Here is a 24852-nt window from a genome sequence, read left to right on the forward strand (position 1 = left end):
TTTGGCACGCTGTTGAGTTCTCAAGGAACGGACGCTTCCTTCGGACTGCCTTCCAGCAGGCCCTCCGGGCTTCGTTCTTTCGTGTTTCCAGCTTACCAGATGTTTTCCGCTCCGTTTTCCGGAGTTTCATTCATCCGATTCCCGCTGGCGGGATTTCCTGCAAACTTCGTCCCGAAGCCTATCAAAGCTTCAGTGCGCTGGTTTCGCAGGATTTGCTTCGTCGGAGGGCGCGCATTTCGTGAAACGCGCTCGCCTCGATTCGGCGGTGTCGTAGACACTAACGCCCGGGCCCGACCGTTGTCCAGTCAGTCCCAACCGTTCAAACCTACTAGTCCGCCCTCACCACGTCAATGGTTTGGCCGGGATGCGAGAAGACTAGCAGGTCAGAGGAGTGTCGATCGCATCGCCTCAGCCCGCGACGGGTTGCAGGTCAGCTCGGTCGGCCGCGTCCAGGTCACCGAACTCGCCGTCCTCCGCGGCCTTTCGGCCCAGCACCAGGGCGTAGAGGAGGAAGGCCACCTCGGCCGACACGCCGATGCCGATGCGCGCCCACGTGGGCAGTCCCGACGGGGTCACGAAGGCTTCGAGGACGCCGGAGACCGCCAGCACCGTCGCCAGGCCCATGGACATTCCGATGATCGAGCGTCCCTGTTCGGCCAGCGCGACGCCGCGCGTGCGCGGACCGGGGGCGATGACGGTCCAGCCGAGGCGCAGGCCGAGGCCGCCGGCCACGAAGACCGCGGTCAGCTCCAGCAGGCCGTGCGGGATGAGGAGGCCGAGGAAGACGTCGAGGCGGCCGGCGGAGGCCATCAGCCCGATGCCGACGCCGAGGTTCACCACGTTGGTCCACATCACATAGACCACGGGGATGCCCAGCGCGATCCCGTACAGCAGGCACTGCACCGCGATCCAGGCGTTGTTCGTCCAGACCTGCGCCGCGAAGGAGCTGGCCGGCCGGTCCGAGTAGTACGCCTCGTACTGTCCGCCGGGGCGGGTCATCTCCCGCAGTTGGTCGGGCGTGATGAGGCTGTTGCGGACCTCCGGGTGGGTGGCCATCCACCACGCGAGCAGCGTGGTGAGGATCAGCGAGAGGACGGCGACCGGCACCCACCAGTGGCGGGCACGGTAGAGCGCGGCCGGGAAGCTCACCGTGTAGTAGCGGGCGACGTCCTGCCAGCCGTTGGTGCGGGCTCCGGTCACGGCGCTGCGGGCGCGTGAGACCAGGCTGGTCAGGCGGCTCACCAGGGCCGGGTCGGGCGCGGCGGCCTGCACCTTGGCCAGGTGGCCGGTGGTCCGCTGGTAGAGGGTGACCAGTTCGTCCGCCTCCTCGCCGTTGAGCCGCCGCCGGCGGGCGAGGGCGTCCAGCCGGGCCCACTCCCCCTGGTGGGTGGCGACGAAGACGTCCAGGTCCATTCGGCGGCTCCATGATCGGCGGTGGGCGCGGACGGGCGTGCGCGGGCGGGCAGGTGCGTACGGGCACGTGCGGCCCAGCATGCCAGCAGGGGCCCTGGGCGCGGCCCCCGGGATCTCACTTCCCGTGCGCCCGCCGGGCCCCGTATGTTGGCGGCTGCGGATCAGACTGCGGAGAGCGGGGCACGGGGGGCCGATCCGGGCCGTTTCCCTCCCCGGCGCTGCCGCCCCCGGTGGTCCCGGATCCCATGGGCGAGCCGGACGGGCTCCAAGAGCGTGAACGGACAGGTGTCTTGAGCGACCTGGTGACGGGTGAGGCGGTCGTCCTCGGCCTGCAGACGGCGAAGCTTCCGAGCCGGGCACTGGCGATCGTGCTCGACCTGCTCGTGGAGTTCGCCGCCCTGCTGGTGGTCACGCTGCTGCTGAGCGTCGCGCTGGTCGGCCTCGACGGCGCGGCGCTGGCGGCCACCATGATCGGCCTGATGGTGTTCTTCCTGGTGGCGGTCCCGGTGATGGTCGAGACCTTCACCAACGGGCGTTCGCTCGGCAAGGCCGCGCTCGGTCTGCGGGTGGTGCGCACCGACGGTGGCCCGGTGCGGTTCCGGCATTCGCTGGTCCGCGGGCTCGTCGGGTTCTTCGAGCTGATCGCGTTGTCCGGCTCCCCCGCGATGATCACCTCGGCGGTGAATCCGGACGGCAAGCGGCTCGGCGACATCTTCGCCGGGACGGTGGTCGTCCGCGAGCGCACACCGGGTGCGAGTGGCTCCGCCGCCCCGCTGCCGCCGGTGCACCCGCATCTGCTGCAGTCGATGGGCCGCGAGCTGGTCGCGATGGACTTCTCCGCGGTGCCGGAGCCGCTCTGGCTCGCCATTCGCCAACTGCTCGGCAGGGTAGGGCAGTTGGACCCGGCGGTGATGAACCGGATGACCGCTCGGCTGGCCGAGGACCTGTCCGCCCGGATCAGCCACCCGATGCCCCCGGGGCTGCACCCGGCGGCTTACCTGGGCGCGGTGCTCACCGAACGCCAACGGCGGGAGTGGATCCGCGCCCAGGAGCGGCTGCGGGCGGCCGGCCCGGTGCCCGTACAGGTTCCCGCGCCCCGTCCGGCCTCCGGTCCGGTGCCCACCACGGCCGACGGCCGGCCCCTGCGGGTCCTCGGCGTCCCGGCCGATCCGGCACAGGTCGCACCGGTCGCACCCGTCGCACCTGTCCTGCCCGTCGCACCGCTCGCACCGCCCGCCGCCGTACCGGCCGCCCCGACCGCGCCACCGGCGCCGTCCTTCGACAAGCCCGCCGCCGGCACCGGCTTCGCCCCGCCGTCCTGACACCCGGGCGCCCCGACAACGCGGCGCCCCGACAACGCAGCGCCCTGGCGCCCCGACGCCTGGCGCCCCGACGCCCGGCGCCCTAGTCCTCGTCGTCTCCGCCGTCCCCCACCCGCCAGGCGTTCGGCGGTGACTCCAGCTCCTCCAGCTCGATCCCGCCCGCCGCCAGCACCACGTCCCCCGCCAGGTGCACGACCTGCTGCTCCCCCGTCTCCAGGTCCGCGACCTGGTACCGCTCGACCAGCAGCGGCCCCGAGTCCGTCTCGTGCGTCTCGACGCCCTCCAGCAGCCACCCCTGGTCGAGGGTGCGCGGCGCCAGCACCGGTTCGGTGAACGCCACCAGCCGCACCCGCGCGCTCGCCCCCTGCCGCAGTCGCAGCAGCCGGGCAGTGGCGACCAGGAAGCCCGGCGAGCTGCCGGTGAAGGCGTGTGCCCGGTCGTGTCCCTCCACCGCGTGTTCGCCACGGGGGTCGGCCGCGTCGGTCCGGACCCAGGCCACGCCGTCCACGGCCCCGCCGCGCACCTGCCAGCCTCCGGCCCGCAGTTCCATCCGCAGCGGCCGGGCCCGCGAGTCCAGCGTGAGGTCGACGCTGCCGATCACCCGGCCGTCGGGTGCGTAGGTCTTGGAGACGTACCGCCACCCGGCCGCCCCGGGGGCGCAGCTGAAGCGCTCCTCGCCGAGCAGGACGTGGTCGTGCGTGTCGTGGAGCGAGTAACGGCCATTGGGCATGCCCGGAAGCCTACGTGTGCGTTTCGCATGCAACGTTCTCCGGGCGCCCGCGCATTAGGGGTGTGGACGGCGCCGGACCGGTGCCGCCGCCACGACGAGAGGGGGTGCGGATGGCAAAGCAGACGCGCGACGAGGAGTTCACGGAGTACGTGGCCTCCAGGAGCGGCTGGCTGCGGAAGGTCGCCTATCTGCTGTGCGGGGACTGGCACCGGGCCGACGACCTGGTGCAGGAGACGATCACCAAGCTGTACGTGAACTGGGCGAGGGTGGCGCGGATGGAGAACCGGGACGGCTACGCCCGGCGGATCCTGGTGAACACCTTCCTGGCCGAGCAGCGCTCCCCGTGGTGGCGGCGCACCGTCCGTGCGGGGGCCGAGCCGGACACGGTGGCGGGCGGCGTCGACCTGGACGCCTCGCTCGACCTGCGCCGGGCCCTCTCCGCCCTCCCGCCCCGCCAGCGGGCCACGGTGGTGCTCCGCTACTACTGCGACCTGTCCATCGAGCAGGCCGCCGAGGCCCTGGGGTGTTCTTCAGGCAACGTCAAGAGCCAGAGCTCTCGCGCGCTGGACGCCCTGCGCGGCAGCCTCACCGCCCGTCCCGCCGTCGCCGAGAGGATGTCATGACCACCTCCGATTCCCACGACCTGGCCACCCGGCTGACGGACCTGGCCGACGAACCGGCGCCGCCTGCGGGCTTCGACGCCGGCCGCTCCATGGCCGAGGGCGCGGCCCGGCTGCGCCGTCGCAAGCTGGCCGTGATCGGCGCCGTCGCGGCCGCGACGGCCGCGGTGTTGACCGGCGGCACGCTCCTGCTCCCGGGCAACGGCACCGCCGCGCCCCTACAGCCGGCCGCGCCCGCGGTGGCCACCACCGCGGCCCCGACGGTCACGCCCACCCCGACCGCAGCACCGGACCGGACCGGGGCCGACCCGCTGACCCCCGAGCTCCGGTTCGGCCGGCTGCCGGAGTGGGCCGGCGGCGAGAACGGCGTCAGCTACCAGACCGGCTTCCACGGCGTCGACTCGCTGGCGAGCGGCCGGGGCGAGAACGCCCCGAGCCTGCGGCTCTCGCAGCTCCCGGCCGGGTCCCAGCCCCCGATGACCGGGCCACCCGGCAGCAACGTCCGCACGGAGGCGGCCGAGCCGGTCGGCGGCCGGACCGCCTACTGGGTGGTCTCCGACGCGCCGCCGTACGACAAGCCCACCCTGCGGTGGCTGACGCCCTCGGGCGGCTGGGCGGAGCTCTCGGGCTCCGGCGGCCGGCCGGCGGACATCTCGCGGGAGGTCCTGCACGACGTGGCCGCCGGGGTCGGGTACGGCGCGTGGGACGTCCCGCTGCCGGTCCGGTTCAGCGGACTGCCCGAGGCCTTCGAGGCCACCAACGTCCAGCTGAGCCGTCCGGGTTCGGACGGCAAGGGCGCGTGGAGCATGTGGCTGATGCTCCAGGCGGAGAGCAAGACCGTCTGGTTCACCGTGAAGCCGGCCGCCCCGGGAGCGCCGGCATCACCGACCGGCAAGGACGGGTCGCCGCTGACCGGCCCGAACGCGCCGCTGTGCTCCGTGGGCAACGGGGTGCAGGTGTGCGTCGGGGCCGGGGCCGACCTGCCGCCCTCGCTGGAGCGGCTCGGCGGACTGCCGTGGATGCTCGCCCACACCACGGCGCTCGGCGTGGACGCGAGCACCTGGACGACCGACGTCATGCGCTGACACCGGCCGGACGCGCCGGTGGCCGGCACCCCGAGCGGGGTGCCGGCCACCGGCGTCAGTACCTCAGCGGCACCGCATCAGTAGCGGTACTGCTCCGGCTTGTACGGGCCCTCGACCGGAACGCCGATGTAGTCGGCCTGGTCCTGGGTCAGGGTGGTCAGCTTCACGCCCAGCGCGTCGAGGTGCAGGCGCGCGACCTTCTCGTCCAGGTGCTTCGGCAGCACGTAGACGCCGATCGGGTACTGCTCGGTCTTCGTGAACAGCTCGATCTGGGCGATCGTCTGGTTGGCGAAGGAGTTGGACATCACGAAGGACGGGTGGCCGGTCGCGTTGCCCAGGTTCAGCAGGCGGCCCTCAGAGAGGACGATGATGGTGCGGCCGTCGGCCTTGCGCCACTCGTGGACCTGCGGCTTGACCTCGGTCTTCACGACGCCCGGCAGCTGCGCCAGGCCGGCCATGTCGATCTCGTTGTCGAAGTGGCCGATGTTGCCGACGATGGCCTGGTGCTTCATCCGCGCCATGTGGGAGGCCAGGATGATGTCCTTGTTGCCGGTGGTGGTGATGAAGATGTCGGCAGTCTCGACGACGTCCTCCAGGGTGGCGACCTGGTAGCCGTCCATCGCCGCCTGGAGCGCGCAGATCGGGTCGATCTCGGTGACGATGACGCGGGCGCCCTGGCCGCGCAGCGACTCGGCGCAGCCCTTGCCGACGTCGCCGTAGCCGCAGACGACCGCGACCTTGCCGCCGATCAGGACGTCGGTGGCGCGGTTGATGCCGTCGATGAGCGAGTGGCGGCAGCCGTACTTGTTGTCGAACTTCGACTTGGTGACCGAGTCGTTGACGTTGATGGCCGGGAACAGCAGCTGGCCGTCACGGTGCATCTCGTACAGGCGGTGGACACCGGTGGTGGTCTCCTCGGTCACGCCCTTGATGGTGGCGGCGACCTCGGTCCACTTGTTCGGGGTGTCCTTCAGGGTGCGGTTGAGCAGCTCCAGGATGATCCGGAACTCGTCGTTGTCCGCGGTGGACGGGTCCGGCGCGCTGCCGGCCTTCTCGAACTCGACACCCTTGTGGATCAGCAGGGTGGCGTCGCCGCCGTCGTCCAGGATCATGTTCGGGGTCTTGCCGTCAGGCCAGGTCAGCGCCTGCTCGGTGCACCACCAGTACTCCTCCAGGGTCTCGCCCTTCCAGGCGAAGACCGGGATGCCCTGCGGGTTCTCCGGGGTGCCCTCCGGGCCGACGGCGATGGCCGCGGCCGCGTGGTCCTGGGTGGAGAAGATGTTGCAGGAGCACCAGCGGACCTCGGCACCGAGCGCCGTCAGGGTCTCGATCAGCACGGCGGTCTGGATCGTCATGTGCAGCGAGCCGGTGATGCGGGCGCCGGCCAGCGGCTTCGACTCGGCGTACTCGGCGCGGATGGACATGAGGCCGGGCATCTCGTGCTCGGCCAGCTGGATCTCCTTGCGGCCGAACGGCGCCAGGGAAAGGTCGGCGACCTTGAAGTCACCGGTGGTGTCGCTGGACATGCGTCTGCTCCTCGCTGATGGGGTGGGGCCGAAGGTCCGGTCGTGTGTCGCGCGCGGCAGGCCGTACGGGTGCACGGCTACGCCCGGGCCGCCGGATCCCCGCGGTGGCGGACCGGCTCCCTGTTGCGCAGCACAAACCGTCGGAGGACCTCTCTCCCTCGACCGGCGCACACCCTACGGGCGCGGACCGCCGATCGACCGCCATCAGCAGCGACGTTCTGGCTCTGGTGACGAATCTACACCGACGGCCCCACCGGCCGTCTGCCGATGACCGATTTCGGCCCCCGGCCCGACCGGGGCTCCAGTGCGGCTCCGCCGCCCGCTCGGGGCGGGACGGAGGGGCGTCACTGCGCGGCTTCCGGGCCCGGCCCGCCGGGCGTGGCGGCCGGGTCCTCGCCCGCCGCGGCCTTCTCCGCGCTGTAGACGTCGGGCTCCAGGTAGATGGCCCGCGCGATCGGGACGGCGGCCCGGACCCGCTCCTCGGCCGCGTCGATGGCCTCCGCCACCAGGGCGGCACTGTCCTCGGCGTTGACGCCGATCTTGGCGGCGACCAGCAGCTCCTCCGGGCCGAGGTGCATGGTCCGCATGTGGATCACCCGGGTCACGGAGCGGCCGTCCACCAGCGCCTCGCGGATCCGGCGCACCGCGTCCTTGTCGGCGGACTCGCCGAGCAGCAGCGACTTGGTCTCCATGGCGAGCACCACGGCGATCACCACCAGCAGGACACCGATGCACAGGGTGCCGATGCCGTCCCAGACGCCGTCACCGGTGATCACGGTGAGCGAGACGCCGAACAGTGCGAGCAGCAGGCCGATCAGCGCACCGGTGTCCTCCAGCAGCACGACGGGCAGCTCCGGCGCCTTGGCGGTGCGGATGAACTGCACCCAGCCCCGGTTGCCCTTGAGCTTCGCCGACTCCCGCACGGCGGTGAGGAAGGACCAGCCCTCCATCGCGATGGCGAAGACCAGCACGCCGACCGCCCAGACCCAGGAGTCCAGCGCCTCGGGGTGGTTGACCTTGTGCCAGCCCTCGTAGATCGCGAACAGGCCACCGACGCTGAACAGCACGATGGCCACCAGGAAGGCGTACACGTAGCGCTCGCGGCCGTACCCGAACGGGTGCTCCTCGTCCGCCTCCCGGCGGGCCCGCTTGCCGCCGACCAGCAGCAGCACCTGGTTGCCGGAGTCGGCCACCGAGTGCACGCCCTCGGCCAGCATCGAGGACGAGCCGGTGAAGCCGAAGGCGGCGAACTTGGCCGCCGCGATCGCCAGGTTCGCGGACAGCGCCGCCACCAGTGCCTTGGTGCCGCCTTCGGTGCTCATGCCTGGGTGTCCTCACGGGGTCGGTCAGCGTCGTCGACCGCTTACCGTACCGGCCGCGCGGCCCGGCCCGTTCGACCGTCTCAGGACTGCGCGGCAGCGAGGCCCAGGTAGACGGCGGCGAAGTCGGTCAGCGCGACCAGGTCGACCAGGGCGTGCAGCACGTCCGGCCGGGCGCTCGCGTACTCGGTCAGCCGGACGTCGTGCGCGGCGGCCAGCCGGTGTGCCCGGGTCACCCCGAAGCTGCGCGGGCCCGTGTCCTCCTCCGGCACCTCGGCCGGCCCGTTCTGCTCGTCCGACGCTCCGCCGGCCGGGCCCGGGGCGTGCCTCAGCAGCAGGACCTGCAGGTGCAGCGGGTCCGGCTCCTCGACCCGGTCACGGAAGAAGTCGTCCGGGTCGGCGCCCGCGCCCAGCTGCCCGGTGAACATGCCGCGGTGGGCGGTGAGCACCTGCGGCAGTTCCCCGGCCAGCGCCGGCCGTCCGGCCCGGTCGGCCAGCTGGGCGGCGAAGCGGTCGGCGGCGGCGCCGGCGATCGGGCCCTCGGCCCACAGCAGCGGAACCGTCCCGGCCAGCCGAGCGGCCAGTCCCTTCGCCGGGTTGGTGTACGCGGCGGCGTCGGGGCGGCAACGCACGGCGGTGGCGTCCAGCAGGTCGGCGACGCCCGGCAGCGCGTCGTACGGCAGCTGGGTGAGGCCGATCTTCTGGGCGAGCGCCAGCAGCGGGGCGAGGTGGGACCAGAGCGCGGCCGGGTCCTCGGGCGGCAGGTCGGGCTCGGCGGCCGCGACGGCGGGCCGCCCGTCCTCGGGCAGCACCGAGGTCACGTACGGCAGGGGCAGCGCGCGCACCTGCAGGGCGGCCTCGGCCAGCGCGCTGCCCGCCGGGGCGGTGACGACGACCGCGCAGCCGCGCGCGTAGGCCTGCTCGGCGAGGCCGACCAGGCCCTGCTCGCCGCCGGCGGCGGAGCTGATCACCAGCAGGTCGAGCGGGCCGGCCCAGCCGGGCAGCTGCCAGCCGAGCCCGGTGGTGAAGGCGGGCGGGGCGCCGGCCCGGTCGGCGCGCGGGGCGGCCGCCTCGGCCGGCGGCAGCGGCACGACCAGGCTCGCGGTGCCGGCCAGCGCGGCCAGCATCCCGGCCGCGGTGAGCGCGCTGCCGTGTCCGGCGACCAGGACGGCGCGCGGGCGGCCGTCCGGGCGCAGCCGGTCGAGGCCGGCCGCGTCGGCCTGCCGCAGCGCGGTGCGGACCCGGGCACCGGCGCCGGCCAGGGCCAGCAGGGCACCGTCCCGGTCCGCGCGCTGGAGGGCGGCCGGGTCGTCGAGCAGGGTGTCGTCGAGCATGCGGCGGGCCTCCGGCTGCGGTCCTGGGCGGCTGGCGGGGTGGGGCTTCGCCCCAAGGATCAGGCCGGGCGGCGGGCCTCGTCCACCAGGAGGACCGGAATGCCGTCGCGGACGGGGTACGCGAGGCCGCAGTCCGCGCCGGTGCAGACCAGCTCGGGCTGCTCCTCGGTGCCGCCCTCGGCGAGAGCGGCCCGGCACTGCGGGCAGACCAGGATCTCCAGCAGGAAGGATTCGAGCTTCATGGGGCTCTCCATAGTTCGGTGGTGGCACGGAGGTGCCCCGGCCGATAGGCAACCCTACCGGCCGGGGCACGAGCGCCTCGGGTGAGGCGCGCTTCGCTCAGTCGCCGAGCTCAGGCTCGGAGCGCAGCTGCGGAGCTCAGCCGCGGACGAGGGCGAGCACGCCGTCGCGCAGTTCGGCCATCTTCGCCGGGTCCTTGGCCTCGACGTTCAGGCGCAGCAGCGGCTCGGTGTTGGAGGCGCGCAGGTTGAACCACCAGTCCGGGCCGGCCACGGTCAGGCCGTCCAGCTCGTCCACGGTGGTGCCCTCCGCGTTCGCGTAGGCGGCGCGGACGGCGGCGGTACTGGCGGCCTGGTCGTCGACGGTGCTGTTGATCTCGCCGGAGGCCGCGTAGCGGTCGTACTCGGCGGTGAGCTCGGACAGCGTGCCCGGCTGCCCGCCGAGCGCGGCCAGCACGTGCAGCGCGGCCAGCATGCCGGTGTCGGCGCGCCAGAAGTCGCGGAAGTAGTAGTGGGCGGAGTGCTCGCCGCCGAAGACGGCGTCGGTGACGGCCATCTCCTGCTTGATGAAGGAGTGGCCGACCCGGGTGCGCACGGGCTTGGCACCCAGCTCGCGGACCACCTCGGGGACGGTCCAGGAGGTGATCAGGTTGTGGATGATCGTCGGCTCGGCCTCGCCCGCGGCCTGGGCACGGGCGATCTCGCGGGCGGCGACCAGGGCGGTGATCGCGGACGGGGAGACCGGCTCGCCGCGCTCGTCCACGACGAAGCAGCGGTCGGCGTCGCCGTCGAAGGCCAGGCCCACGTCGGCGCCGACCTCGCGGACCTTGGCCTGCAGGTCGACCAGGTTCTTCGGGTCGAGCGGGTTGGCCTCGTGGTTGGGGAAGGTGCCGTCCAGCTCGAAGTACATCGGGACGAGGTCGATCGGCAGGCCGTCGAAGACGGTCGGCACGGTGTGGCCGCCCATGCCGTTGCCGGCGTCGACCGCGACCTTGAGCGGGCGGATCGCGGTGAGGTCGACCAGGCCCAGCAGGTGGTCGGCGTAGCCGCGCAGGGTCTCCTGCTCGGAGAGCGCGCCGGGCTTCACGTCCCTGGCCGGGACCGTGACGGTGTCGTCGGCGGCGGTCCAGGACTCGACCAGCTCGCGGATCTCGGCCAGGCCGGTGTCCTGACCGACCGGGGCGGCGCCGGCCCGGCACAGCTTGATGCCGTTGTACTGGGCCGGGTTGTGGCTGGCGGTGAACATCGCGCCGGGCAGGTCGAGCTTGCCGCTGGCGTAGTAGAGCTGGTCGGTCGAGCAGAGCCCGATCCGCACCACGTCGGCGCCGTAGGCCGCGGCGCCCTCGGCGAAGGCCAGGCTGAGCGACGGGGAGGAGGGGCGCATGTCGTGGCCGACCACGATCGCGGACGCGCCGGTGACCTGGACGAACGCGGCACCGAAGGCCCGGGACAGGCTCTCGTCCCACTGGTCCGGGACGACGCCTCGGACGTCGTACGCCTTCACGAGCTGCTTGAGGTCGCGCACTGCGGCTCCACCCTGGTCTCTGTACTGGTCGGTCGGGATACGTCGGGGCCCACCGCCCGTCCGGTCGACGGACGCAGTGGCGGTAGACGGGCAGCGTACCCGGGCCGGACGAACGCCCCGTGCGGGAGAGTCGTCAGTTGTCGGGCGAGCGCAGGACCCGGAGGTGGCCGCGGCGGCTGCCCTCGGTGGAATCGCCCTCGGGCGCGCGGCCCTGACGGGGGGTCTGCGGGCGGGCGGCCTCGCGCACGGCGTTGGCGAGGGCCTCCAGGTCGTCGCTGCTGCGGCGCAGCGGCCCGGCCTCGGCGGCGAGCCGGACGACCTCCCAGCCGCGCGGGGCGGTGAGGCGCTCGGCGTGCTCGGCGCACAGGTCGTAGCAGTGCGGCTCGGCGTAGGTCGCGAGGGGGCCCAGGACGGCGGTGGAATCCGCGTAGACGTACGTCAGCGTCGCGACGGCCGGCCGGCCGCACGCGGTCCGCGAACAACGACGTACAGAGCTCACGAGGGTGGACGGTACCGCACTCCCCGCCGGGGAGCGAAGACCGCCTGCCCGGAGGGTGTGCCGTGTCGCCCTCCGGGCGCCGGGGCCGCGTATCGGCCGCCCCGGGCGTTTCCCCGTCGGAGTGGTCCACTTCCGACCGTCCAAGGACTACTCTCGGCAGTGATATGGACAGCTCCGCACCGCAGTCATCGACAGGCCCAGCGCGCCGCCCCCGGCACCGCGACCGGCACGGCAGGGGGCTGCGCGGCCCGCTGGCGCCCCCGCAGGTGCCGATCTCGCTCACCCGCTCCGAACTGTTCGACGACTACGTGCGCGAGTCGGTGGAACGACTGGAACGGCGTTGGCCGCAGCTGATCGAGGTGGAGTTCGCCGTCCAGGAGGTGCCGCTGCACGAGCCGGACGGCGCCGACGCCGAGGACGGCGTGCCGCTGGGGCGGGTGTCCCCGGGCACGCAGGGGCGCAAGAGTCAGATCGTGGTGTACCGGCGGCCGGTGGAGATCCGGGCGAAGACCCGGGAGGACCGCGCGGCGCTGGTGCACGAGATCCTGATCGAGCAGGTCGCCGAGTTGCTGGGCCTCTCGCCGGACGCCATCGACCCGCGCTACGACGAGGACTGAGCCGGGGCCGGTTCGGCCGGGGTCCGGGGCGGCACCACGCGGTGCCGCCCCTTCGGCTTGCTCAGCGCAGGACGACGCCCGGGTCCTGGGCGGCCTGCGGGACCTTGACGGTGCTGTGGTCGTCGCGCAGCGCCTGGACGGTGAACATCGGCACGTCCTTGGCGGGGATGGAGAGCATCCGGGCGGCGACCACGGGGCCGCCGGAGACGGTCTCCACGGTGAGCGCGAAGACCCCGTTCAGCCCGGCGGGCTCGGGCGCCGGGAGGGCGACGGTGCCGCCGGCCGGGATCTGGACCTCCTTGGTGGCCGGGGTGCCGCCGCCGCTGCCGGCCGAGGCGGTGACCCGGACGGTGGCGGCGTCGCCGGCGGAGGTCAGGTAGAGCGTGGAGGCGCCGGTCCGGTTGTCGGCGACGGTGGCGCGGGCGCCGACCGGGTTGCTGCCGGTGAGCCAGGCCGCGTCGGACTTGCCGTTGGCCGCCGCCCGGTCGACCCGCAGCCCGGCCACGACGGGGGTGGGGTGCTTGGGGTCACTGGGCGACAGCCGCAGGCCGGCGACCTCGTCACGGGTGACCTTGCCGAGGTCGACGGCGGCCACCATGCCCGCCTTGACGTGGATCGACTCGTTGCCGGCCGGGGTGAACCAGCCGTTCTTGCCGGAGAGCTGGATCTTCAGGTCGGCGTCGTCCTCCGGCGGCGCCCAGACCACCAGGCGGGCCGAGGCGGTGTCCGCCGGCAGGCCGGGCAGCACCTGGGTGTCGGCCGGGGCGGCCGAGGCGGGGATCCAGTCGGCGCCCTTGTTGCCGTCGGCGGCGTGCAGGGCGGCGCCGATCCGGCCGGAGCGGACCACCACGTGCACGGCGAGGTCGGCGACGGCGCCCTTGGTGAGGGTCGACAGCAGGACGGCCTGGGAGCTGCCCGGGGCGACGGTCAGGCCGTTGGCGGCGTCGTTCTCGATCAGGCCCTTGTCGCCGTACAGCTTGATGTCGACCACCGCGGCGGAGGACTCGGTGTTGACCAGGCTCAGGTAGTCGACGCGGTCGCCGGCCGTGCTGGCCCCGGCGAACCAGAAGCCGGTGCCGGCCGGGGTGCAGGTGAGGCCGGACAGGCCGAGGCCGCGTTGCTCGGTGACCACGGTGGTCTGGGTGACGGTGAAGCCGGGGGCGAGGGCGCCGGTGGCGACCGCTCCGGTGCCGGACGCGGTGTCCCCGTTGGCCGCCGGGCCGGTCGCGGGCGTGCCGGGCTTGGTCAGGGTCAGCCGGGCGTCCGCGGGTGCGGCGTTCTTGTCCTGGGCCGGGGCGGTGGTCGGCGCGCCCGAGCCGGTCGGGGCCGGCGTGGTGGCCGTCGGGGTGGCCGGGGCCGAGGGGGTGCCGGAGGGCTGGGCGGCGGGCACGGCGGGCGCGGCCGCGTCCGACAGCCAGCCGGAGCCGCCGGTGGCGGAGCCGCTCCCGGGCGGGGTGTAGGCGGAGAGCGTGGTCGAGCCGGTCAGGCCCTGCAGGGGCTGCGGGCAGACCGCGCCGGTCCGCTCGACCTGCGCGGTGCTGGGGGCCGCTCCCCCGTCCGCCGAGGCCGGGGCGGCCGGCGGGCGCACCTGGGCGATCCCGAACACCGCCGCGAGCACCACGGCCGCGGCGAGCAAGGACGGGGTCGTCCTCGTCCCGCCGGCCTTGCCGGCGAACCGGCCGGGCGCGCCGGCCGGGTCGAGCGCGGACGACTCCGGCGCGGGGGCGGTGCCGACCGGCTCGGGGGCCTCGTCGGCGCCGGGCTTCTTCCTGAATGCGGGCTTCTTCATCGCGGGTCAGCTCCCCGATCCGGGCTGGTGCGGGTACCGGCCGGTCCCGTTGGGGTCGTTCGGGTCGTAGTACGGCTCGGCCTGCGGCTGCCCCGGCAGCCAGGGCTGCTGGTGCTCGGGCTGCTGGTACCCGTCGTAGCCGTACTGCGGCTGCTCCGACGGGTACGGCTGCTCGTAGCCCTGCTGGGGGTAGGCCTGTCCGCCGTCGTAGCCCTGTCCGTCGTACCCCTGGGTCTCGTAGCCCTGGGTCTCGTAGCCCTGGCCGCCGTAGGGCGCGGCCACCGGCTGCTGGGCCGCGTACTGGTCGTAGCTGTACGGGTCGGCCTGCTGGTACGTCTGGTACGGGTCGCTGTACGGCTCGGCCTCCTGGACGGCGGCGGCCGCCTGGACCGCCTCGGTCACCGGTTCGCCGGCCGGCTGCGCCGGGACCGCGCCCGGCCGGCCCTCGTACACCCCGGCCTCGTCGGCGCCGGGCTCGCCGCCCTCGCCGCGCTCGGCCATCCGGCGGGCCCGGCGGCTGCCGGGGGCGGGGGCCTGTGCCTGGGCGGCGGCGGCCAGCGCGGCGGCGGCCACCACCTCCTCGGGCAGGTCGTCGTCGTTGTGGTTGCGGCGGCCGGGCAGGGCCAGCACCAGGATGGTCAGGCCGAGCAGCACCTGGCCCCAGATCCAGCCGGTGTGGGCGAGGCTGCCCTCCCGGGTGACGGTCAGCTTGCCGCCGCCGGCCGGGAGCTTGAAGCCCTGCGCCCAGCCGTCGACCGTGGTGGGCTCCAGCGCGGTGCCGTCCACGGTGGCCTTCCACTCGGGCGCGGCCGACTCGGCGAGCCGCAGCACGCGGCCGTCCGGACCGGCCGGGACGGTGGCCGCGAGGTCGCGGGCACCGGACGGGACGACCACCGGGGTGGTGCCCGGGCCGGTGATCACCGCGCGGACGGCGGGGGCACCGCTGACCTGCCACAGCGCGGTGCCGTTGTCCTGGTTGGTCTTGACCAGGCCGGGCGTGGTGTCCAGGACGTCCCGGAAGACGTCGATCACCGGCTGCTCGACCAGCACGTAGGCGATGCCGTAGCCGGCCAGGGCGTTGGCCTGGTCGGCGCCGGAGCCGGCCAGCAGGCTGCCGACCATCCGGTTGAGGCCGTCCTGGGTGCCGGTCGCCGGGTCGACGGTGGACTCGGCCTGGCCGAGCGTCAGGCCGGCGCCGCGCACCACGGTGTAGCGGACGGCGCCGCCGCTCTTCTCGCCGGTGACGACGAGGGTGCGGGAACGGTCGGTGGTGCCGGCCTCCTCGGCGATGAAGGCGGGCACCTGACCGCTGTCGGCGCGGTGCAGCGGCTTGCCGGCGCCGGTCAGCGCCCACCACAGGCCGGTGCCCAGCGGGGCCAGCACCGCGGTGGCCACCACCAGGGCGGCGACCGGCTGGCGCCAGCCGAAGGCGATCCCGGCGACGCGGGCGTTGGCGCCGTCGGCGCCGATCGCGGCCGCGGCCAGCAGGGCGATACCGGCGATCAGGGTGGCCGGGCCGGCCCAGGCGGGGACCGCCGGACCGCCGGAGGCCGGGGTGACGGAGGCACCGGCCACCACGACCGAGAAGACCAGGCCCGCGCCGGCCGCGCCCCAGGCGGCGAGCACCGCGCGGCGGCGGTCGGCGCGCAGCAGCGCGGCGAGCGCGGCGAGGACGACGCCCACCGACAGCCAGATCGGCGGCACGCCGGCGCCGCCCGGGTTGACCAGCAACAGGCCGGCCGCGCTCGCACCGGTGCCGTGCAGACCGGGCAGCCCGGCCTCCAGCAGCAGCGACTGCGGGTGCGACAGCACCTTGAGCGACCACGGGGCCAGCACCGCGACCGGGACCGCGAGGATCACCAGGACGCGCAGCCCGAGCAGCCGCAGCGCCGTACCGCCGGAGCCGAAGGCACCGCCGCGCACGACCGCGGCGACGAGCATCGCGAGGCAGAGCGGAACGGCGAGCGCCCAGGTCAGCGGGACGAAGGCGGTGGCCAGACCGAGCAGCAGGACGGCCATCCAGACCGGCCGCCAGCCCGGGCGGGCGCCCTTGGCGGCACTCTCGTCCCGGATGCCGAGACCGGCCGCGATCGCGGCGGCGCGGGCCAGCGGCGGCAGCAGCACGGCGAGGACGGCGGTGCCGATCCGGCCCTGGGCGAGCGCGCCGGTCGCGGCGGGCAGCAGCGCGTAGGTGGCACTGGCCCAGGCGCGGACGAGCTTGGAGTCCAGCAGCGGCCGGGACACCAGGTAGGCGCTGACCGCGGACAGCGGGACGGTGAGCACGACGAGCAGGGTGAGCGCGAGGTCGGCGTGGTCGAACAGCAGCCAGGACAGCACCGCGAGCACACCGAGGTACGGCGGTGCGGCGGCGGTGGAGCCCGTACCGACCGGGTGCCAGGCGTCCGCGTACATCGACCAGAGGCCGCTCGCGCCGTCGGAGGCGGGCAGCAGCGCGCCGCCGAAGAGCTCGCCGCTGCCGAACAGGCCGCGGCAGGCGATCAGGGCGAACACCAGCAGGGCCGCGAAGAGCACCGGCGCGGGGCGCCGGGCGAGCTTCTTGATCAGCGCGAACTGCTCGACGACCAGGTCCTCGGAGTCGTCGTCGCCGCCGGCCTCGGCCGAGCCGTGCCGGCTGCCGGTGTCGTCACTGCCCCCTATCCCGAGCGAGCCGATGACGCCTTCGACGGCCAGCCGGGTGGTGGCGCCGGGCGCCGGGAAGAGCGTGCGGTCGTCCAGGGCGTCCGCCGCCCTGGTCCGGGCGCGGCGTTTGCGCGCGGCCAGCAGCCTCGGGAACCGGACGAGTTCGTGGCCGAGACCGGCGAGCTCGTCGACGGCCTGGCGCGGGTCCTTGCCGAGCAGGTTGGTGACGGCCCGCAGCAGGGTGCCGAGCACCAGTCGCAGCAGGACGTAGGGGAAGAGCGCGCCCCGGCAGTTGGCCAGCAGCGAGTAGACGGCACCGGCCTTGTCCACCCGGTGCGGGTGGGAGGAGGCGCAGTCGATGGCGCGGCGTTCGCGGGCGGAGGCCTCGGCGTGCCGCAGCACCGCGTCGGGGGCGATCACGACGCGGTGGCCGGCGGCGTTGACCCGCCAGCAGAAGTCGGTGTCGTCCCGCATCAGCGGGAGGGCCTTGTCGAAGCCGCCGAGCTCCTCGAAGACGTCCCGGCGCACCAGCATGCCGGCGCTGGAGACGGCGAGCACCGGGCGGACCTGGTCGTGCTGACCCTGGTCCTGCTCGCGGCGGTCGAGGCCGGTCCAGCGCCGCCCGGAGCGGGCGATCGTCACGCCGACCTCAAGGAGCTGCCGGCGGTCGTACCAGCTGCGCAGCTTGGGGCCGACCACGGCGGCACTGGGGGTGGAGTCGGCGACCTGGAGCAGGCGGCGCAGCGCGTCGGTCTGCGGCTCGCAGTCGTCGTGCAGCAGCCAGAGCCACTCGACCGGCTGGGTCTCGCGCGGGCCGCCGCGGCCGAGGTCGTCCTCCTGGGCGAGCGGGTCGCCGAAGTCGTCCCAGCCGCCGGTGACCGGGTCGTAGCCGGAGGGGTCGAGCCGGTAGGGCAGGTCCTCGGGGCGCAGCGGCGGGCTGTTGAAGACGGCCTCGGCGACGGCGGTGCCGAAGCCGGCCCTGCGGCCGAGGACGAGCGGGCCGCTCTCGGGGAGCCAGTCGGCGAGGGTGTCGGCGAGCAGCTGCGGGGAGCTGTCGGTGGAGCCGGTGTCGACCGCGAGGACGCGCTGGACCTGGCGGTCCTGCCCGAGCAGTCCCGCCAGCGCCTGGGGCAGCCAGCGGGCGCCGTCGTGCGAGACGATCACCGCGGTGACCAGGTGGCGCGGGTAGGCGGGTGGCCGGGAAGCGGTGAAGCCGCTCTGGTGGCTGTAGACGGTCATCGAGTGCGCGGGCCCCAGTTCTCGGTGGACACAGCCGGTGAACGGCAACCGGATGGCGCACCACACTAACGGCTCCGGGTGGACGCTTCGTCCGGGAGGCCGGTGCGGGGACGGTGAAGGAGACGGCGGAGGGGACCGCGGAGGCTACGGGGGAGGCGGCGGCGGAGGCCGCGGGGAGGCAGCGGCGGCGGGGAGGCGGGAAGGGGCCGGGAACGCGAAAGCGCCCCACCACCGCGGTGAGGCGCCCGTACAGCTGTGCGGTTGTCCGTCGTTGTCGAAAGGTCAGCGGGGCCGGTGGGCCGGCCCGTCAGACCGCGCTCTTCTTGAGCCGACGGCGCTCGCGCTCGGAGAGACCGCCCCAGATGCCGAAGCGCTCGTCATTGGCGAGGGCGTACTCCAGGCACTCCGAGCGGACCTCGCAGGCGAGGCAGACCTTCTTGGCCTCGCGGGTCGAGCCGCCCTTCTCGGGGAAGAAGGACTCGGGGTCGGTCTGGGCGCACAACGCGCGCTCCTGCCAGCCGAGTTCCTCCTCGTCCTCCGTGATGCCGTCCCCGATCAACAGCTCAAAGAGCTCGCTCATGTGGCGCGCCTCCTCTGCCCCTACTTGGCGTCCCCGTGGTTGCCGTTGCCTCGTGCGGCTGACGACACGAGTGAAATTACAGTTGCGTCACTCTGGCCCAGTCAAGCCGAGCTCTGGTATTGGGGCCAGGATTCACTCCCCGGCACCAAGCCGTTACGAATAGTGTACATATTCGGACACAACGGACCTTCCGCCTCAAGGCCCTGAACTGCGCCGAACCGTCCGCAACCATTCGCCAGGTGACGCCCGGTCACCACCACAGGCCGGTCATCGGCCTGCCTTCCCGGCGATCTTCTCATCGAAACATAGAGAGTGATGAATCACCCCATCAGGGCAAGATCCGGGCCTAACCCCCTCGAATGCCGCATCCATGGGTTTGACACCGGCACCGCGGATGCGGTGTCCTTGCCCCTATGTCAGAGTCCACCAGCCCCCGAAGCGGTTCCACGCTTCGCCGTGCCGTGAACTCTTGTTGTCGCCTCTGTTCCTGCTGTATCTAGGCGCCCGCGTCCCACCGCGCGCCGCCCCAGGAAACACAGAGGCCGCCCGCGATTCCCGCCCCAGGACATCCCGGATCCGGCTGATCCCGACGAACCAGCCGACACCTCCGAGGACGACTCCCGTGCGCATGATCCGCATCCGCAGGCGGAACCGCGACCGCAACAAGCTCGCCCGCCGTGGCCTCACCGCCCACTCCCCGCGCCCCACTGGCGGACAGCGCTGGGCGGACGGGCTCAGCGACGTCTCCATCGCCGGCGACCCGCTCGCCTTCCCGCACCTGGCCCGGACCGACCTGCCGGCCCACCCCACCACCGTCGCCGGGTACGCCCGGCTGGTCCGCGAGATCGCCGCCGACCGCGCCCGCTGGGAGCCGCTGGTCCGCTACGACGCGCTGACCCGCTGGTACGCCCGGCTGGAGACCGGCCCCGGCTACGAGGTCTGGCTGCTCAGCTGGCTGCCCGGCCAGAGCAGCGGCTTCCACGACCACGGCGAGTCCTCCGGCGTGATGACCGTCGTCCGCGGCGAGCTCGTCGAGCGCTCCCTCACGCACGCCGGCGAGACCTCCCGAACCCTGCGGCCCGGCGGGATGGGGGTCCCCCCGGCCGGAGGCTGGGGGAGGGTGTTCTCCTCCGGCTACCTGCACGAGGTGGTCAACGGCGCGCTCGAACCCGCCGTCTCCATCCACCTGTACACCCCGGGCCTCACCGAGATGAACCAGTACGGCGCCCACGTCGTCCCCGAGCAGCACACCGAACAGCACACTGAACAGCACACCGAACAGCACGCGGAGCCGCGGCGGGCGCCGTCCGAGCGGCACTGAGCGCAGGCTGACGGACGGTCGGGCCGTGGCAGGATGAGCCCATGCGCATCGTGGCACTGGCAGGCGGAATCGGCGGAGCGCGCTTCCTGCGCGGGCTCCTCGCGGCGGTCGGACCGCAGGACGAGATCACCGTCATCGGCAACACCGGCGACGACATCCACCTCTACGGCCTCAAGGTCTGTCCCGACCTCGACACCGTGATGTACACCCTCGGCGGTGGCATCCACGAGGAGCAGGGCTGGGGCCGGACCGACGAGACCTGGTCGATCAAGGCCGAGATGAAGGAGTACGGCGTCGGCCCCGAGTGGTTCGGGCTCGGCGACCGCGACTTCGCCACCCACCTCGTCCGCAGCCAGATGCTCACCGCCGGGTACAGCCTCAGCCAGGTGACCGAGGCGCTGTGCGTGCGCTGGAAGCCCGGCGTGCGGCTGCTGCCGATGAGCGACGACCGGGTCGAGACGCACGTGCGGATCACCGACGAGCAGGGCACCCGGGCGGTCCACTTCCAGGAGTACTGGGTCAGGCTGCACGCCGCCGTGGACGCCGAGGCGATCATCCCGGTCGGCGCGGACACCGCGAAGCCCGCGCCCGGCGTGCTGGAGGCGATCGCGGAGGCCGACGTCATCCTCTTCCCGCCGTCCAACCCGGTCGTCTCGATCGGCACCATCCTCGCCGTCCCCGGCATCCGGGAGGCCGTCGCCGCCGCCCCGGCACCGGTCGTCGGGCTCTCCCCGATCATCGGCGGGGCGCCGGTGCGCGGCATGGCCGACAAGGTGCTCGCCGCCGTCGGCGTCGAGGCCACGGCGGAGGCCGTCGCACGGAACTACGGCTCCGACCTGATCGACGGCTGGCTGGTCGACACCGCCGACGAGGCGTCGGTGGCCGCGGTCGAGAACGCCGGGATCGCCTGCCGGGCCGTCCCGCTGCTGATGACCGACGTCGAGGCCACCGCCGCGATGGCACGGGCCGCGCTGGCACTGGCGGACCGGGTCCGCGCGTGACCGGCCCGCTGGAGGTCCTGGGGGTCGAGGGGATCCCGGAGGTCGACGCCGGGGACGACCTGGCCGCGCTCATCTCCAAGGCCGGCACGTACCTGGACGGCGACATCCTGCTGGTCACCTCGAAGGTCGTCAGCAAGGCCGAGGGCCGGCTGCTGCACGCCGCCGACCGCGAGGCCGCGATCGACGCCGAGACCGTCCGGGTCGTCGCCCGGCGCGGACCGGCCCGGATCGTCGAGAACCGCAACGGCTTCGTCATGGCCGCCGCCGGGGTCGACGCCTCCAACACCGCCCCCGGCACCGTGCTGCTGCTGCCCGAGGACCCGGACGCCTCGGCCCGCGCGCTGCGGGCCCGGCTGCAGCAGCTCACCGGCCGCCGCCTGGCCGTCGTCGTCACCGACACCTTCGGGCGGCCGTGGCGCAACGGGCTCACCGACGTCGCGATCGGCGCCGCCGGACTGTCCGTACTGGACGACCACCGCGGACGCACCGACAGCCACGGCAACGAGCTGACGCTCACCGTCACCGCGATCGCCGACGAACTCGCCGCCGCCGCCGACCTGGTGAAGGGCAAGGCGACCGACGTACCGGTGGCGGTCGTGCGCGGACTGAGCCGGCTGGTCACCGTCGAGGACGGCGAGGGCACCCGGCCCCTGGTCCGGCCCGCCGCGGACGACATGTTCCGGCTCGGCACCTCCGAGGCCCTGCGGCAGGCCGTCACCCTGCGGCGCACCGTCCGCTCCTTCACCCCCGAGCCGGTCGACCCCGCCGCCGTCCGCCGCGCGGTCGCGGCCGCCGTCACCGCGCCGGCCCCGCACCACACCACGCCGTGGCGGTTCGTGCTGCTGGAGTCGCCCGACACTCGCACCCGGCTGCTCGACGCGATGCTCGCCGCCTGGCAGCGCGACCTGCGCGAACTCGACGGCTGGGACGACGCCAGGATCGCCCGCCGCACCGCCCGCGGCGACGTCCTGCGGGACGCGCCCTACCTGGTGGTGCCCTGCCTGGTGACGGAGGGCTCGCACGACTACCCGGACGCCCGGCGTGCCGCCGCCGAACGGGAGATGTTCACCGTCGCTGCCGGCGCCGCCGTGCAGAACCTGCTCGTCGCCCTCACCGGCGAGGGCTACGGCTCCGCGTGGGTCTCGTCCACCATGTTCTGCCGCGACACCGTCCGCGCCGCCCTGGACCTGCCGGCCGGCTGGGACCCGATGGGCGCCGTCGCCGTCGGCCGCCCCGCCGAACCCCCGCGCTCCCGCCCGGAACGCGACGCCGCCGCCTTCATCGCGGTCCGGTAGCGGCTGCACCACCCCTCCGGTTCCCGATGGACGCGGCCGCCGGTCAGCGGCGGCGGTGGTCCTCGGGGGCGAGGCGGGGGCCGTAGCGGGGCGCGTGGACGGCCGTGGCCAGGAGGAGGCGGCAGACCCGGTGGCGGTGCGGCCGGTAGGGCTCCAGGAGCGTGAGCATCTGGGCGTCGTCGCTGCGGGGCCGGCCGGCCAGCGCCCAGCCGACCAGGTTCGGCAGGTGGAAGTCGCCGACCGAGACCGCGTCCGGGTCGCCGTTACTGCGCTGCAGGGTCTCCGCCGCCGTCCAGACGCCGATGCCCGGGACGGCGGTGAGGCGGGCGAACGCCTCCTCGTGCCCCATCGCCGACGCCTCCTCCAGGCGCGGCGCCAGCCGCACGGCCCGCATCACGGTCGCGGAGCGCTTCGGGTCCACGCCCGCCCGGTGCCACTCCCAGCTCGGTATGAGCGCCCACTCCCGGGCCGACGGCGCGACCCGCATCCCCTCGGCCGGCCCCGGCGCCGGGGTGCCGAAGTCCCGCAGCAGGGTGCGCCAGGCGCGGTACGCCTCGTCGGTGGTGACCTTCTGCTCCAGGACCGCCGGGACGAGGGACTCCAGCACCAGGCCGGTCCGGGTCAGCCGCACCCCGGTGGTGCGGCGCTGGGCGTCCCGCAGCGGACCGGGCGGCAGCACCAACGCCTCCGGCCGGTCCTCCGCGCCCAGCAGCGCGGGCAGGCGGTCGAGCAGCCAGTCCGCGCCCGGGCCCCAGGCGGTCGCCTCGACCTCACCGGCGGCGGGACGGGACAGCACCCGCAGGGTGCCGACGCCCCCGGGGGTGCGGGAAGCGCGCCAGACGGCGCCGTCCCCGCTGGTCCGGTACGCCGGGTCCGCCGGGCCGCGGCGCAGCGGCAGCAGGGTCCGGGCCGCGTCCAGCGGGAAGCCCGGCCGCCAGCGCCGCACCGCGCCGCCGCCCGTACCGTCCGTCCCGCCCGCCACTGCCGTCGCCTCCTTCGCCCCCGTCGCCGACCATGGGGATATGAACGATACGCGGCTGCCGGAGCTGCCCTCCGGGGACGAGAGCGCGGTGCGGGGGCTGTACCGCCGGGTGCTGGAGGGGTGGAACCAGCGGGACGGCGCGGCCTTCGCCGGGCCGTTCGCGGAGGACGGCGAAGTGATCGAGTTCGACGGGACCCGCTACCGCGGGCGCTCGGCGATCGCCGCCGAGACGGGGCGGGTGTTCGCGGACCACCCGACGCCGGAGTACGTGGCCAAGGTGCGGCGGGTCCGGGCGCTGGGGGCGGACGTGGTGCAGCTGGACGGCGTCGCCGGGATGGTGGCGGACGACGCGGAGGACCTGGACCCGGCGCTCAACGCGGTGCAGACGGTGATCGCGGTGAACGCCGGGTCGGGGTGGCGGATCGCACTGCTGCAGAACACACCGGCGCGCTTCGACCTGCAGCCGGACCGGGCGGAGGCGTTGACGCGGGAGCTGCGGGGGCTGATCGGGCGGGGCCCGGGGCCGGCGCAGGAGCACCCGGTCCGGCCCCAGGGGTCCTGACGGGGTTCAGCGGGTTCAGCGGGTTCAGCGGCCCTGGAGGTGGGCGGCCCAGGAGCGGATGTCGCCGAGCCGGTCGTAGAGGCCGTCGCCGGGGCACTCGGTGGCGAAGGCGTCCCGGTGGCCCGAGACGGTGTCGAAGGAGACGACCGTGCCCTTGGGGTAGCGGCTCTGCGAGGAGCCGGAGGTCAGGTTGGTGTGGCCGGCCGCGTCCTGGCCGGTCAGGCCGAGCTTCCAGGCCGCGATCTTGCTCACGCCGTCCACCAGGTCCTGCGGCGGCCCGTCCGTGGTGAAGGTGCCGAGCGCGGCGACGCCGGCCGAGTCGGTGTTGAAGCCGAGGGTGTGTGCGCCGAGGACGGGCTGGGCGACGCCGCCGGCGCGGCCCTCGTAGATGGTGCCGCAGCGGTCGACCAGGAAGTTGTAGCCGATGTCCCGCCAGCCGTTGCTCTGGACGTGGTACTGGTAGATCGCGCGGATCATCTGCGGTGCGTCACCGCACGCGTAGTCGGTGGTGGTGTCGGTGTGGTGGACGAAGACCGCCTTGACCGTCCCGGTGTAGACGAAGCCCGGGTCGCGCAGCGACTCGTCGGCGCCCCAGCCGGCCCGGGTGACGATGCCCGGGCGCGGCGCCTCGTGGTCCTGCGGCATCCGGGCGGCCGCGGTCTCGGCCGGCAGCGTGCGCGGGGCGGAGGATGCCGCGCCCTTGCCCGGGTCGACCAGTTCGGCGCGGAGCCCGGCGGGCAGTCCGTTCGGCCCGGGGGTGACCTCGATCGTGACGCCGTCGCTGCGGCCGGTCCACAGCGGTGCCGTCGAGCCGCGGATGCCGGACCGGCCGTCCCGCTCGTCGGGGGCGTCCTCGCCCTCGACGGCGAGCTGGTGCCAGTCGGTCCAGGTGCCGGTGGAGGCGCGGTGGGTGCGGACCCGGATCGAGGTGCCGGCGAGGGACTGCCGGGGATCGTCCCAGCTCACCCCGATGAGCGAGAAGGGCTTGGTGGTGCGCTTCGTGACGCTGTGTTCGGCGGAGGTCAGCGACAGGCTCGTCACGGTGCCGCCACCGGCGGAGGTCTGCTCGGCCGGGACCGGCTCGGCGACGGCAGGAACGGCGACGGCTGGGACGGCGGTGGACTGGAGCAGCAGGACGGCGATGCAGCTCGTGGCCGCACCGGCGAGAAGTGAGATACGCATAAAACGGATATTGACGACAAATGACCGATGCC

At 74.1% G+C, this 24852-nt stretch carries 22 protein-coding genes; 9 read left to right on the forward strand and 13 right to left on the reverse strand.

Annotated features, from left to right (window positions below):
• A partial coding sequence (locus ACFV0O_RS21005) for a hypothetical protein (RefSeq protein WP_380343834.1) occupies nucleotides 1–242 on the forward strand: 242 nt, incomplete at its 5' end.
• 166 nt (nucleotides 243–408) lie between these two features.
• Here ACFV0O_RS21005 and ACFV0O_RS21010 read toward each other — a convergent pair.
• Entirely contained in the window at nucleotides 409–1413 is a 1005-nt protein-coding gene (locus ACFV0O_RS21010) for a stage II sporulation protein M (protein ID WP_380343837.1), read from the reverse strand.
• A gap of 290 nt (nucleotides 1414–1703) precedes the next feature.
• Between ACFV0O_RS21010 and ACFV0O_RS21015 the strand changes: the two genes are divergently transcribed.
• Nucleotides 1704–2735: an RDD family protein gene (locus tag ACFV0O_RS21015; RefSeq protein ID WP_380343839.1), complete on the forward strand. Its 1032-nt coding sequence runs from the start codon at nucleotides 1704–1706 to the stop codon at nucleotides 2733–2735.
• 82 nt (nucleotides 2736–2817) lie between these two features.
• On the opposite strand, the gene ACFV0O_RS21020 is transcribed toward ACFV0O_RS21015, so the two are convergent.
• A complete protein-coding gene (locus tag ACFV0O_RS21020) occupies nucleotides 2818–3465 on the reverse strand; it encodes a hypothetical protein (RefSeq protein WP_360266247.1) in 648 nt (215 codons plus the stop codon).
• A gap of 110 nt (nucleotides 3466–3575) precedes the next feature.
• Between ACFV0O_RS21020 and ACFV0O_RS21025 the strand changes: the two genes are divergently transcribed.
• A complete protein-coding gene (locus ACFV0O_RS21025; RefSeq protein WP_380343842.1) occupies nucleotides 3576–4088 on the forward strand; it encodes a SigE family RNA polymerase sigma factor in 513 nt (170 codons plus the stop codon).
• The gene (locus ACFV0O_RS21030; protein ID WP_380343845.1) at nucleotides 4085–5170 is read left to right on the forward strand and encodes a hypothetical protein; all 1086 of its coding nucleotides are present in this window, start codon (nucleotides 4085–4087) and stop codon (nucleotides 5168–5170) included. The genes ACFV0O_RS21025 and ACFV0O_RS21030 overlap by 4 nt, the downstream gene beginning before the upstream one ends.
• A gap of 77 nt (nucleotides 5171–5247) precedes the next feature.
• Here the strand turns inward: ACFV0O_RS21030 and ahcY are convergent, their stop codons facing one another.
• The 6 genes from ahcY to ACFV0O_RS21060 all read right to left on the reverse strand — a co-directional run bounded on the left by ahcY (nucleotide 5248) and on the right by ACFV0O_RS21060 (nucleotide 11612).
• Entirely contained in the window at nucleotides 5248–6696 is a 1449-nt protein-coding gene (gene ahcY / locus ACFV0O_RS21035) for an adenosylhomocysteinase (protein ID WP_360266240.1), read from the reverse strand.
• A gap of 344 nt (nucleotides 6697–7040) precedes the next feature.
• On the reverse strand, nucleotides 7041–8018 hold the full coding sequence (locus ACFV0O_RS21040; RefSeq protein ID WP_380343848.1) for a cation diffusion facilitator family transporter: 978 nt from the start codon (nucleotides 8016–8018) through the stop codon (nucleotides 7041–7043).
• Between the two features lie 80 nt (nucleotides 8019–8098).
• The gene (locus tag ACFV0O_RS21045) at nucleotides 8099–9349 is read right to left on the reverse strand and encodes an SIS domain-containing protein (RefSeq protein ID WP_380343851.1); all 1251 of its coding nucleotides are present in this window, start codon (nucleotides 9347–9349) and stop codon (nucleotides 8099–8101) included.
• 59 nt (nucleotides 9350–9408) lie between these two features.
• Nucleotides 9409–9591, reverse strand: a complete 183-nt coding sequence (locus tag ACFV0O_RS21050) for a Trm112 family protein (protein WP_097237660.1) — start codon at nucleotides 9589–9591, stop codon at nucleotides 9409–9411.
• Between the two features lie 136 nt (nucleotides 9592–9727).
• On the reverse strand, nucleotides 9728–11113 hold the full coding sequence (locus tag ACFV0O_RS21055; RefSeq protein WP_380343854.1) for a phosphomannomutase/phosphoglucomutase: 1386 nt from the start codon (nucleotides 11111–11113) through the stop codon (nucleotides 9728–9730).
• A gap of 133 nt (nucleotides 11114–11246) precedes the next feature.
• Complete coding sequence (locus ACFV0O_RS21060) at nucleotides 11247–11612, reverse strand: DUF3499 domain-containing protein (protein ID WP_360266228.1); 366 nt, start codon at nucleotides 11610–11612, stop codon at nucleotides 11247–11249.
• Between the two features lie 164 nt (nucleotides 11613–11776).
• Between ACFV0O_RS21060 and ACFV0O_RS21065 the strand changes: the two genes are divergently transcribed.
• On the forward strand, nucleotides 11777–12229 hold the full coding sequence (locus ACFV0O_RS21065; RefSeq protein WP_360266225.1) for a metallopeptidase family protein: 453 nt from the start codon (nucleotides 11777–11779) through the stop codon (nucleotides 12227–12229).
• A gap of 61 nt (nucleotides 12230–12290) precedes the next feature.
• Here ACFV0O_RS21065 and ACFV0O_RS21070 read toward each other — a convergent pair whose 3' ends face one another.
• The 3 genes from ACFV0O_RS21070 to ACFV0O_RS21080 form a co-directional block, all read right to left on the reverse strand.
• Complete coding sequence (locus ACFV0O_RS21070; protein ID WP_380343858.1) at nucleotides 12291–14018, reverse strand: DUF5719 family protein; 1728 nt, start codon at nucleotides 14016–14018, stop codon at nucleotides 12291–12293.
• A 6-nt stretch (nucleotides 14019–14024) separates the two neighbouring features.
• On the reverse strand, nucleotides 14025–17897 hold the full coding sequence (locus tag ACFV0O_RS21075) for a glycosyltransferase (RefSeq protein WP_380343860.1): 3873 nt from the start codon (nucleotides 17895–17897) through the stop codon (nucleotides 14025–14027).
• Nucleotides 17898–18204: 307 nt separating this feature from the next.
• A complete protein-coding gene (locus tag ACFV0O_RS21080) occupies nucleotides 18205–18477 on the reverse strand; it encodes a WhiB family transcriptional regulator (protein WP_188299667.1) in 273 nt (90 codons plus the stop codon).
• Between the two features lie 622 nt (nucleotides 18478–19099).
• On the opposite strand from ACFV0O_RS21080, the gene ACFV0O_RS21085 reads away from it, so the two are divergent.
• The 3 genes from ACFV0O_RS21085 to ACFV0O_RS21095 are packed head-to-tail and all read left to right on the forward strand — an operon-like array spanning nucleotide 19100 to nucleotide 22094.
• The gene (locus tag ACFV0O_RS21085) at nucleotides 19100–19798 is read left to right on the forward strand and encodes a cysteine dioxygenase (protein WP_380343864.1); all 699 of its coding nucleotides are present in this window, start codon (nucleotides 19100–19102) and stop codon (nucleotides 19796–19798) included.
• A gap of 41 nt (nucleotides 19799–19839) precedes the next feature.
• A complete protein-coding gene (gene cofD / locus ACFV0O_RS21090; protein WP_360266214.1) occupies nucleotides 19840–20799 on the forward strand; it encodes a 2-phospho-L-lactate transferase in 960 nt (319 codons plus the stop codon).
• The gene (locus ACFV0O_RS21095; RefSeq protein ID WP_380343868.1) at nucleotides 20796–22094 is read left to right on the forward strand and encodes a coenzyme F420-0:L-glutamate ligase; all 1299 of its coding nucleotides are present in this window, start codon (nucleotides 20796–20798) and stop codon (nucleotides 22092–22094) included. The genes cofD and ACFV0O_RS21095 overlap by 4 nt, the downstream gene beginning before the upstream one ends.
• Nucleotides 22095–22137: 43 nt before the next feature.
• Here the strand turns inward: ACFV0O_RS21095 and ACFV0O_RS21100 are convergent, their stop codons facing one another.
• On the reverse strand, nucleotides 22138–23076 hold the full coding sequence (locus ACFV0O_RS21100; RefSeq protein ID WP_380343871.1) for a DNA-3-methyladenine glycosylase family protein: 939 nt from the start codon (nucleotides 23074–23076) through the stop codon (nucleotides 22138–22140).
• Nucleotides 23077–23116: 40 nt separating this feature from the next.
• Between ACFV0O_RS21100 and ACFV0O_RS21105 the strand changes: the two genes are divergently transcribed.
• Nucleotides 23117–23638: an SgcJ/EcaC family oxidoreductase gene (locus ACFV0O_RS21105; RefSeq protein WP_380343874.1), complete on the forward strand. Its 522-nt coding sequence runs from the start codon at nucleotides 23117–23119 to the stop codon at nucleotides 23636–23638.
• Nucleotides 23639–23662: 24 nt separating this feature from the next.
• Here the strand turns inward: ACFV0O_RS21105 and ACFV0O_RS21110 are convergent, their stop codons facing one another.
• Nucleotides 23663–24820 (reverse strand): peptidoglycan recognition protein, encoded by a 1158-nt coding sequence (locus tag ACFV0O_RS21110; protein WP_380343877.1) that lies wholly within the window; start codon nucleotides 24818–24820, stop codon nucleotides 23663–23665.
• Nucleotides 24821–24852 lie beyond the last annotated feature (32 nt).

It is taken from the genome of Kitasatospora sp. NPDC059577, assembly GCF_042735475.1.
Lineage (GTDB): Bacteria > Actinomycetota > Actinomycetes > Streptomycetales > Streptomycetaceae > Kitasatospora.

What these genes read in the sequence shown, in the direction of transcription:
- ACFV0O_RS21050 (WP_097237660.1), bottom strand. Translation starts at nt 9,591, where the DNA reads ATGAAGCTCGAATCCTTCCTGCTGGAGATCCTGGTCTGCCCGCAGTGC.
- ACFV0O_RS21025 (WP_380343842.1), top strand. Translation starts at nt 3,576, where the DNA reads ATGGCAAAGCAGACGCGCGACGAGGAGTTCACGGAGTACGTGGCCTCC.
- ACFV0O_RS21075 (WP_380343860.1), bottom strand. Translation starts at nt 17,897, where the DNA reads ATGACCGTCTACAGCCACCAGAGCGGCTTCACCGCTTCCCGGCCACCC.
- ACFV0O_RS21080 (WP_188299667.1), bottom strand. Translation starts at nt 18,477, where the DNA reads ATGAGCGAGCTCTTTGAGCTGTTGATCGGGGACGGCATCACGGAGGAC.
- cofD (WP_360266214.1), top strand. Translation starts at nt 19,840, where the DNA reads ATGCGCATCGTGGCACTGGCAGGCGGAATCGGCGGAGCGCGCTTCCTG.
- ACFV0O_RS21045 (WP_380343851.1), bottom strand. Translation starts at nt 9,349, where the DNA reads ATGCTCGACGACACCCTGCTCGACGACCCGGCCGCCCTCCAGCGCGCG.
- ACFV0O_RS21040 (WP_380343848.1), bottom strand. Translation starts at nt 8,018, where the DNA reads ATGAGCACCGAAGGCGGCACCAAGGCACTGGTGGCGGCGCTGTCCGCG.
- ACFV0O_RS21105 (WP_380343874.1), top strand. Translation starts at nt 23,117, where the DNA reads ATGAACGATACGCGGCTGCCGGAGCTGCCCTCCGGGGACGAGAGCGCG.
- ACFV0O_RS21065 (WP_360266225.1), top strand. Translation starts at nt 11,777, where the DNA reads ATGGACAGCTCCGCACCGCAGTCATCGACAGGCCCAGCGCGCCGCCCC.
- ahcY (WP_360266240.1), bottom strand. Translation starts at nt 6,696, where the DNA reads ATGTCCAGCGACACCACCGGTGACTTCAAGGTCGCCGACCTTTCCCTG.
- ACFV0O_RS21010 (WP_380343837.1), bottom strand. Translation starts at nt 1,413, where the DNA reads ATGGACCTGGACGTCTTCGTCGCCACCCACCAGGGGGAGTGGGCCCGG.
- ACFV0O_RS21070 (WP_380343858.1), bottom strand. Translation starts at nt 14,018, where the DNA reads ATGAAGAAGCCCGCATTCAGGAAGAAGCCCGGCGCCGACGAGGCCCCC.
- ACFV0O_RS21020 (WP_360266247.1), bottom strand. Translation starts at nt 3,465, where the DNA reads ATGCCCAATGGCCGTTACTCGCTCCACGACACGCACGACCACGTCCTG.
- ACFV0O_RS21030 (WP_380343845.1), top strand. Translation starts at nt 4,085, where the DNA reads ATGACCACCTCCGATTCCCACGACCTGGCCACCCGGCTGACGGACCTG.
- ACFV0O_RS21110 (WP_380343877.1), bottom strand. Translation starts at nt 24,820, where the DNA reads ATGCGTATCTCACTTCTCGCCGGTGCGGCCACGAGCTGCATCGCCGTC.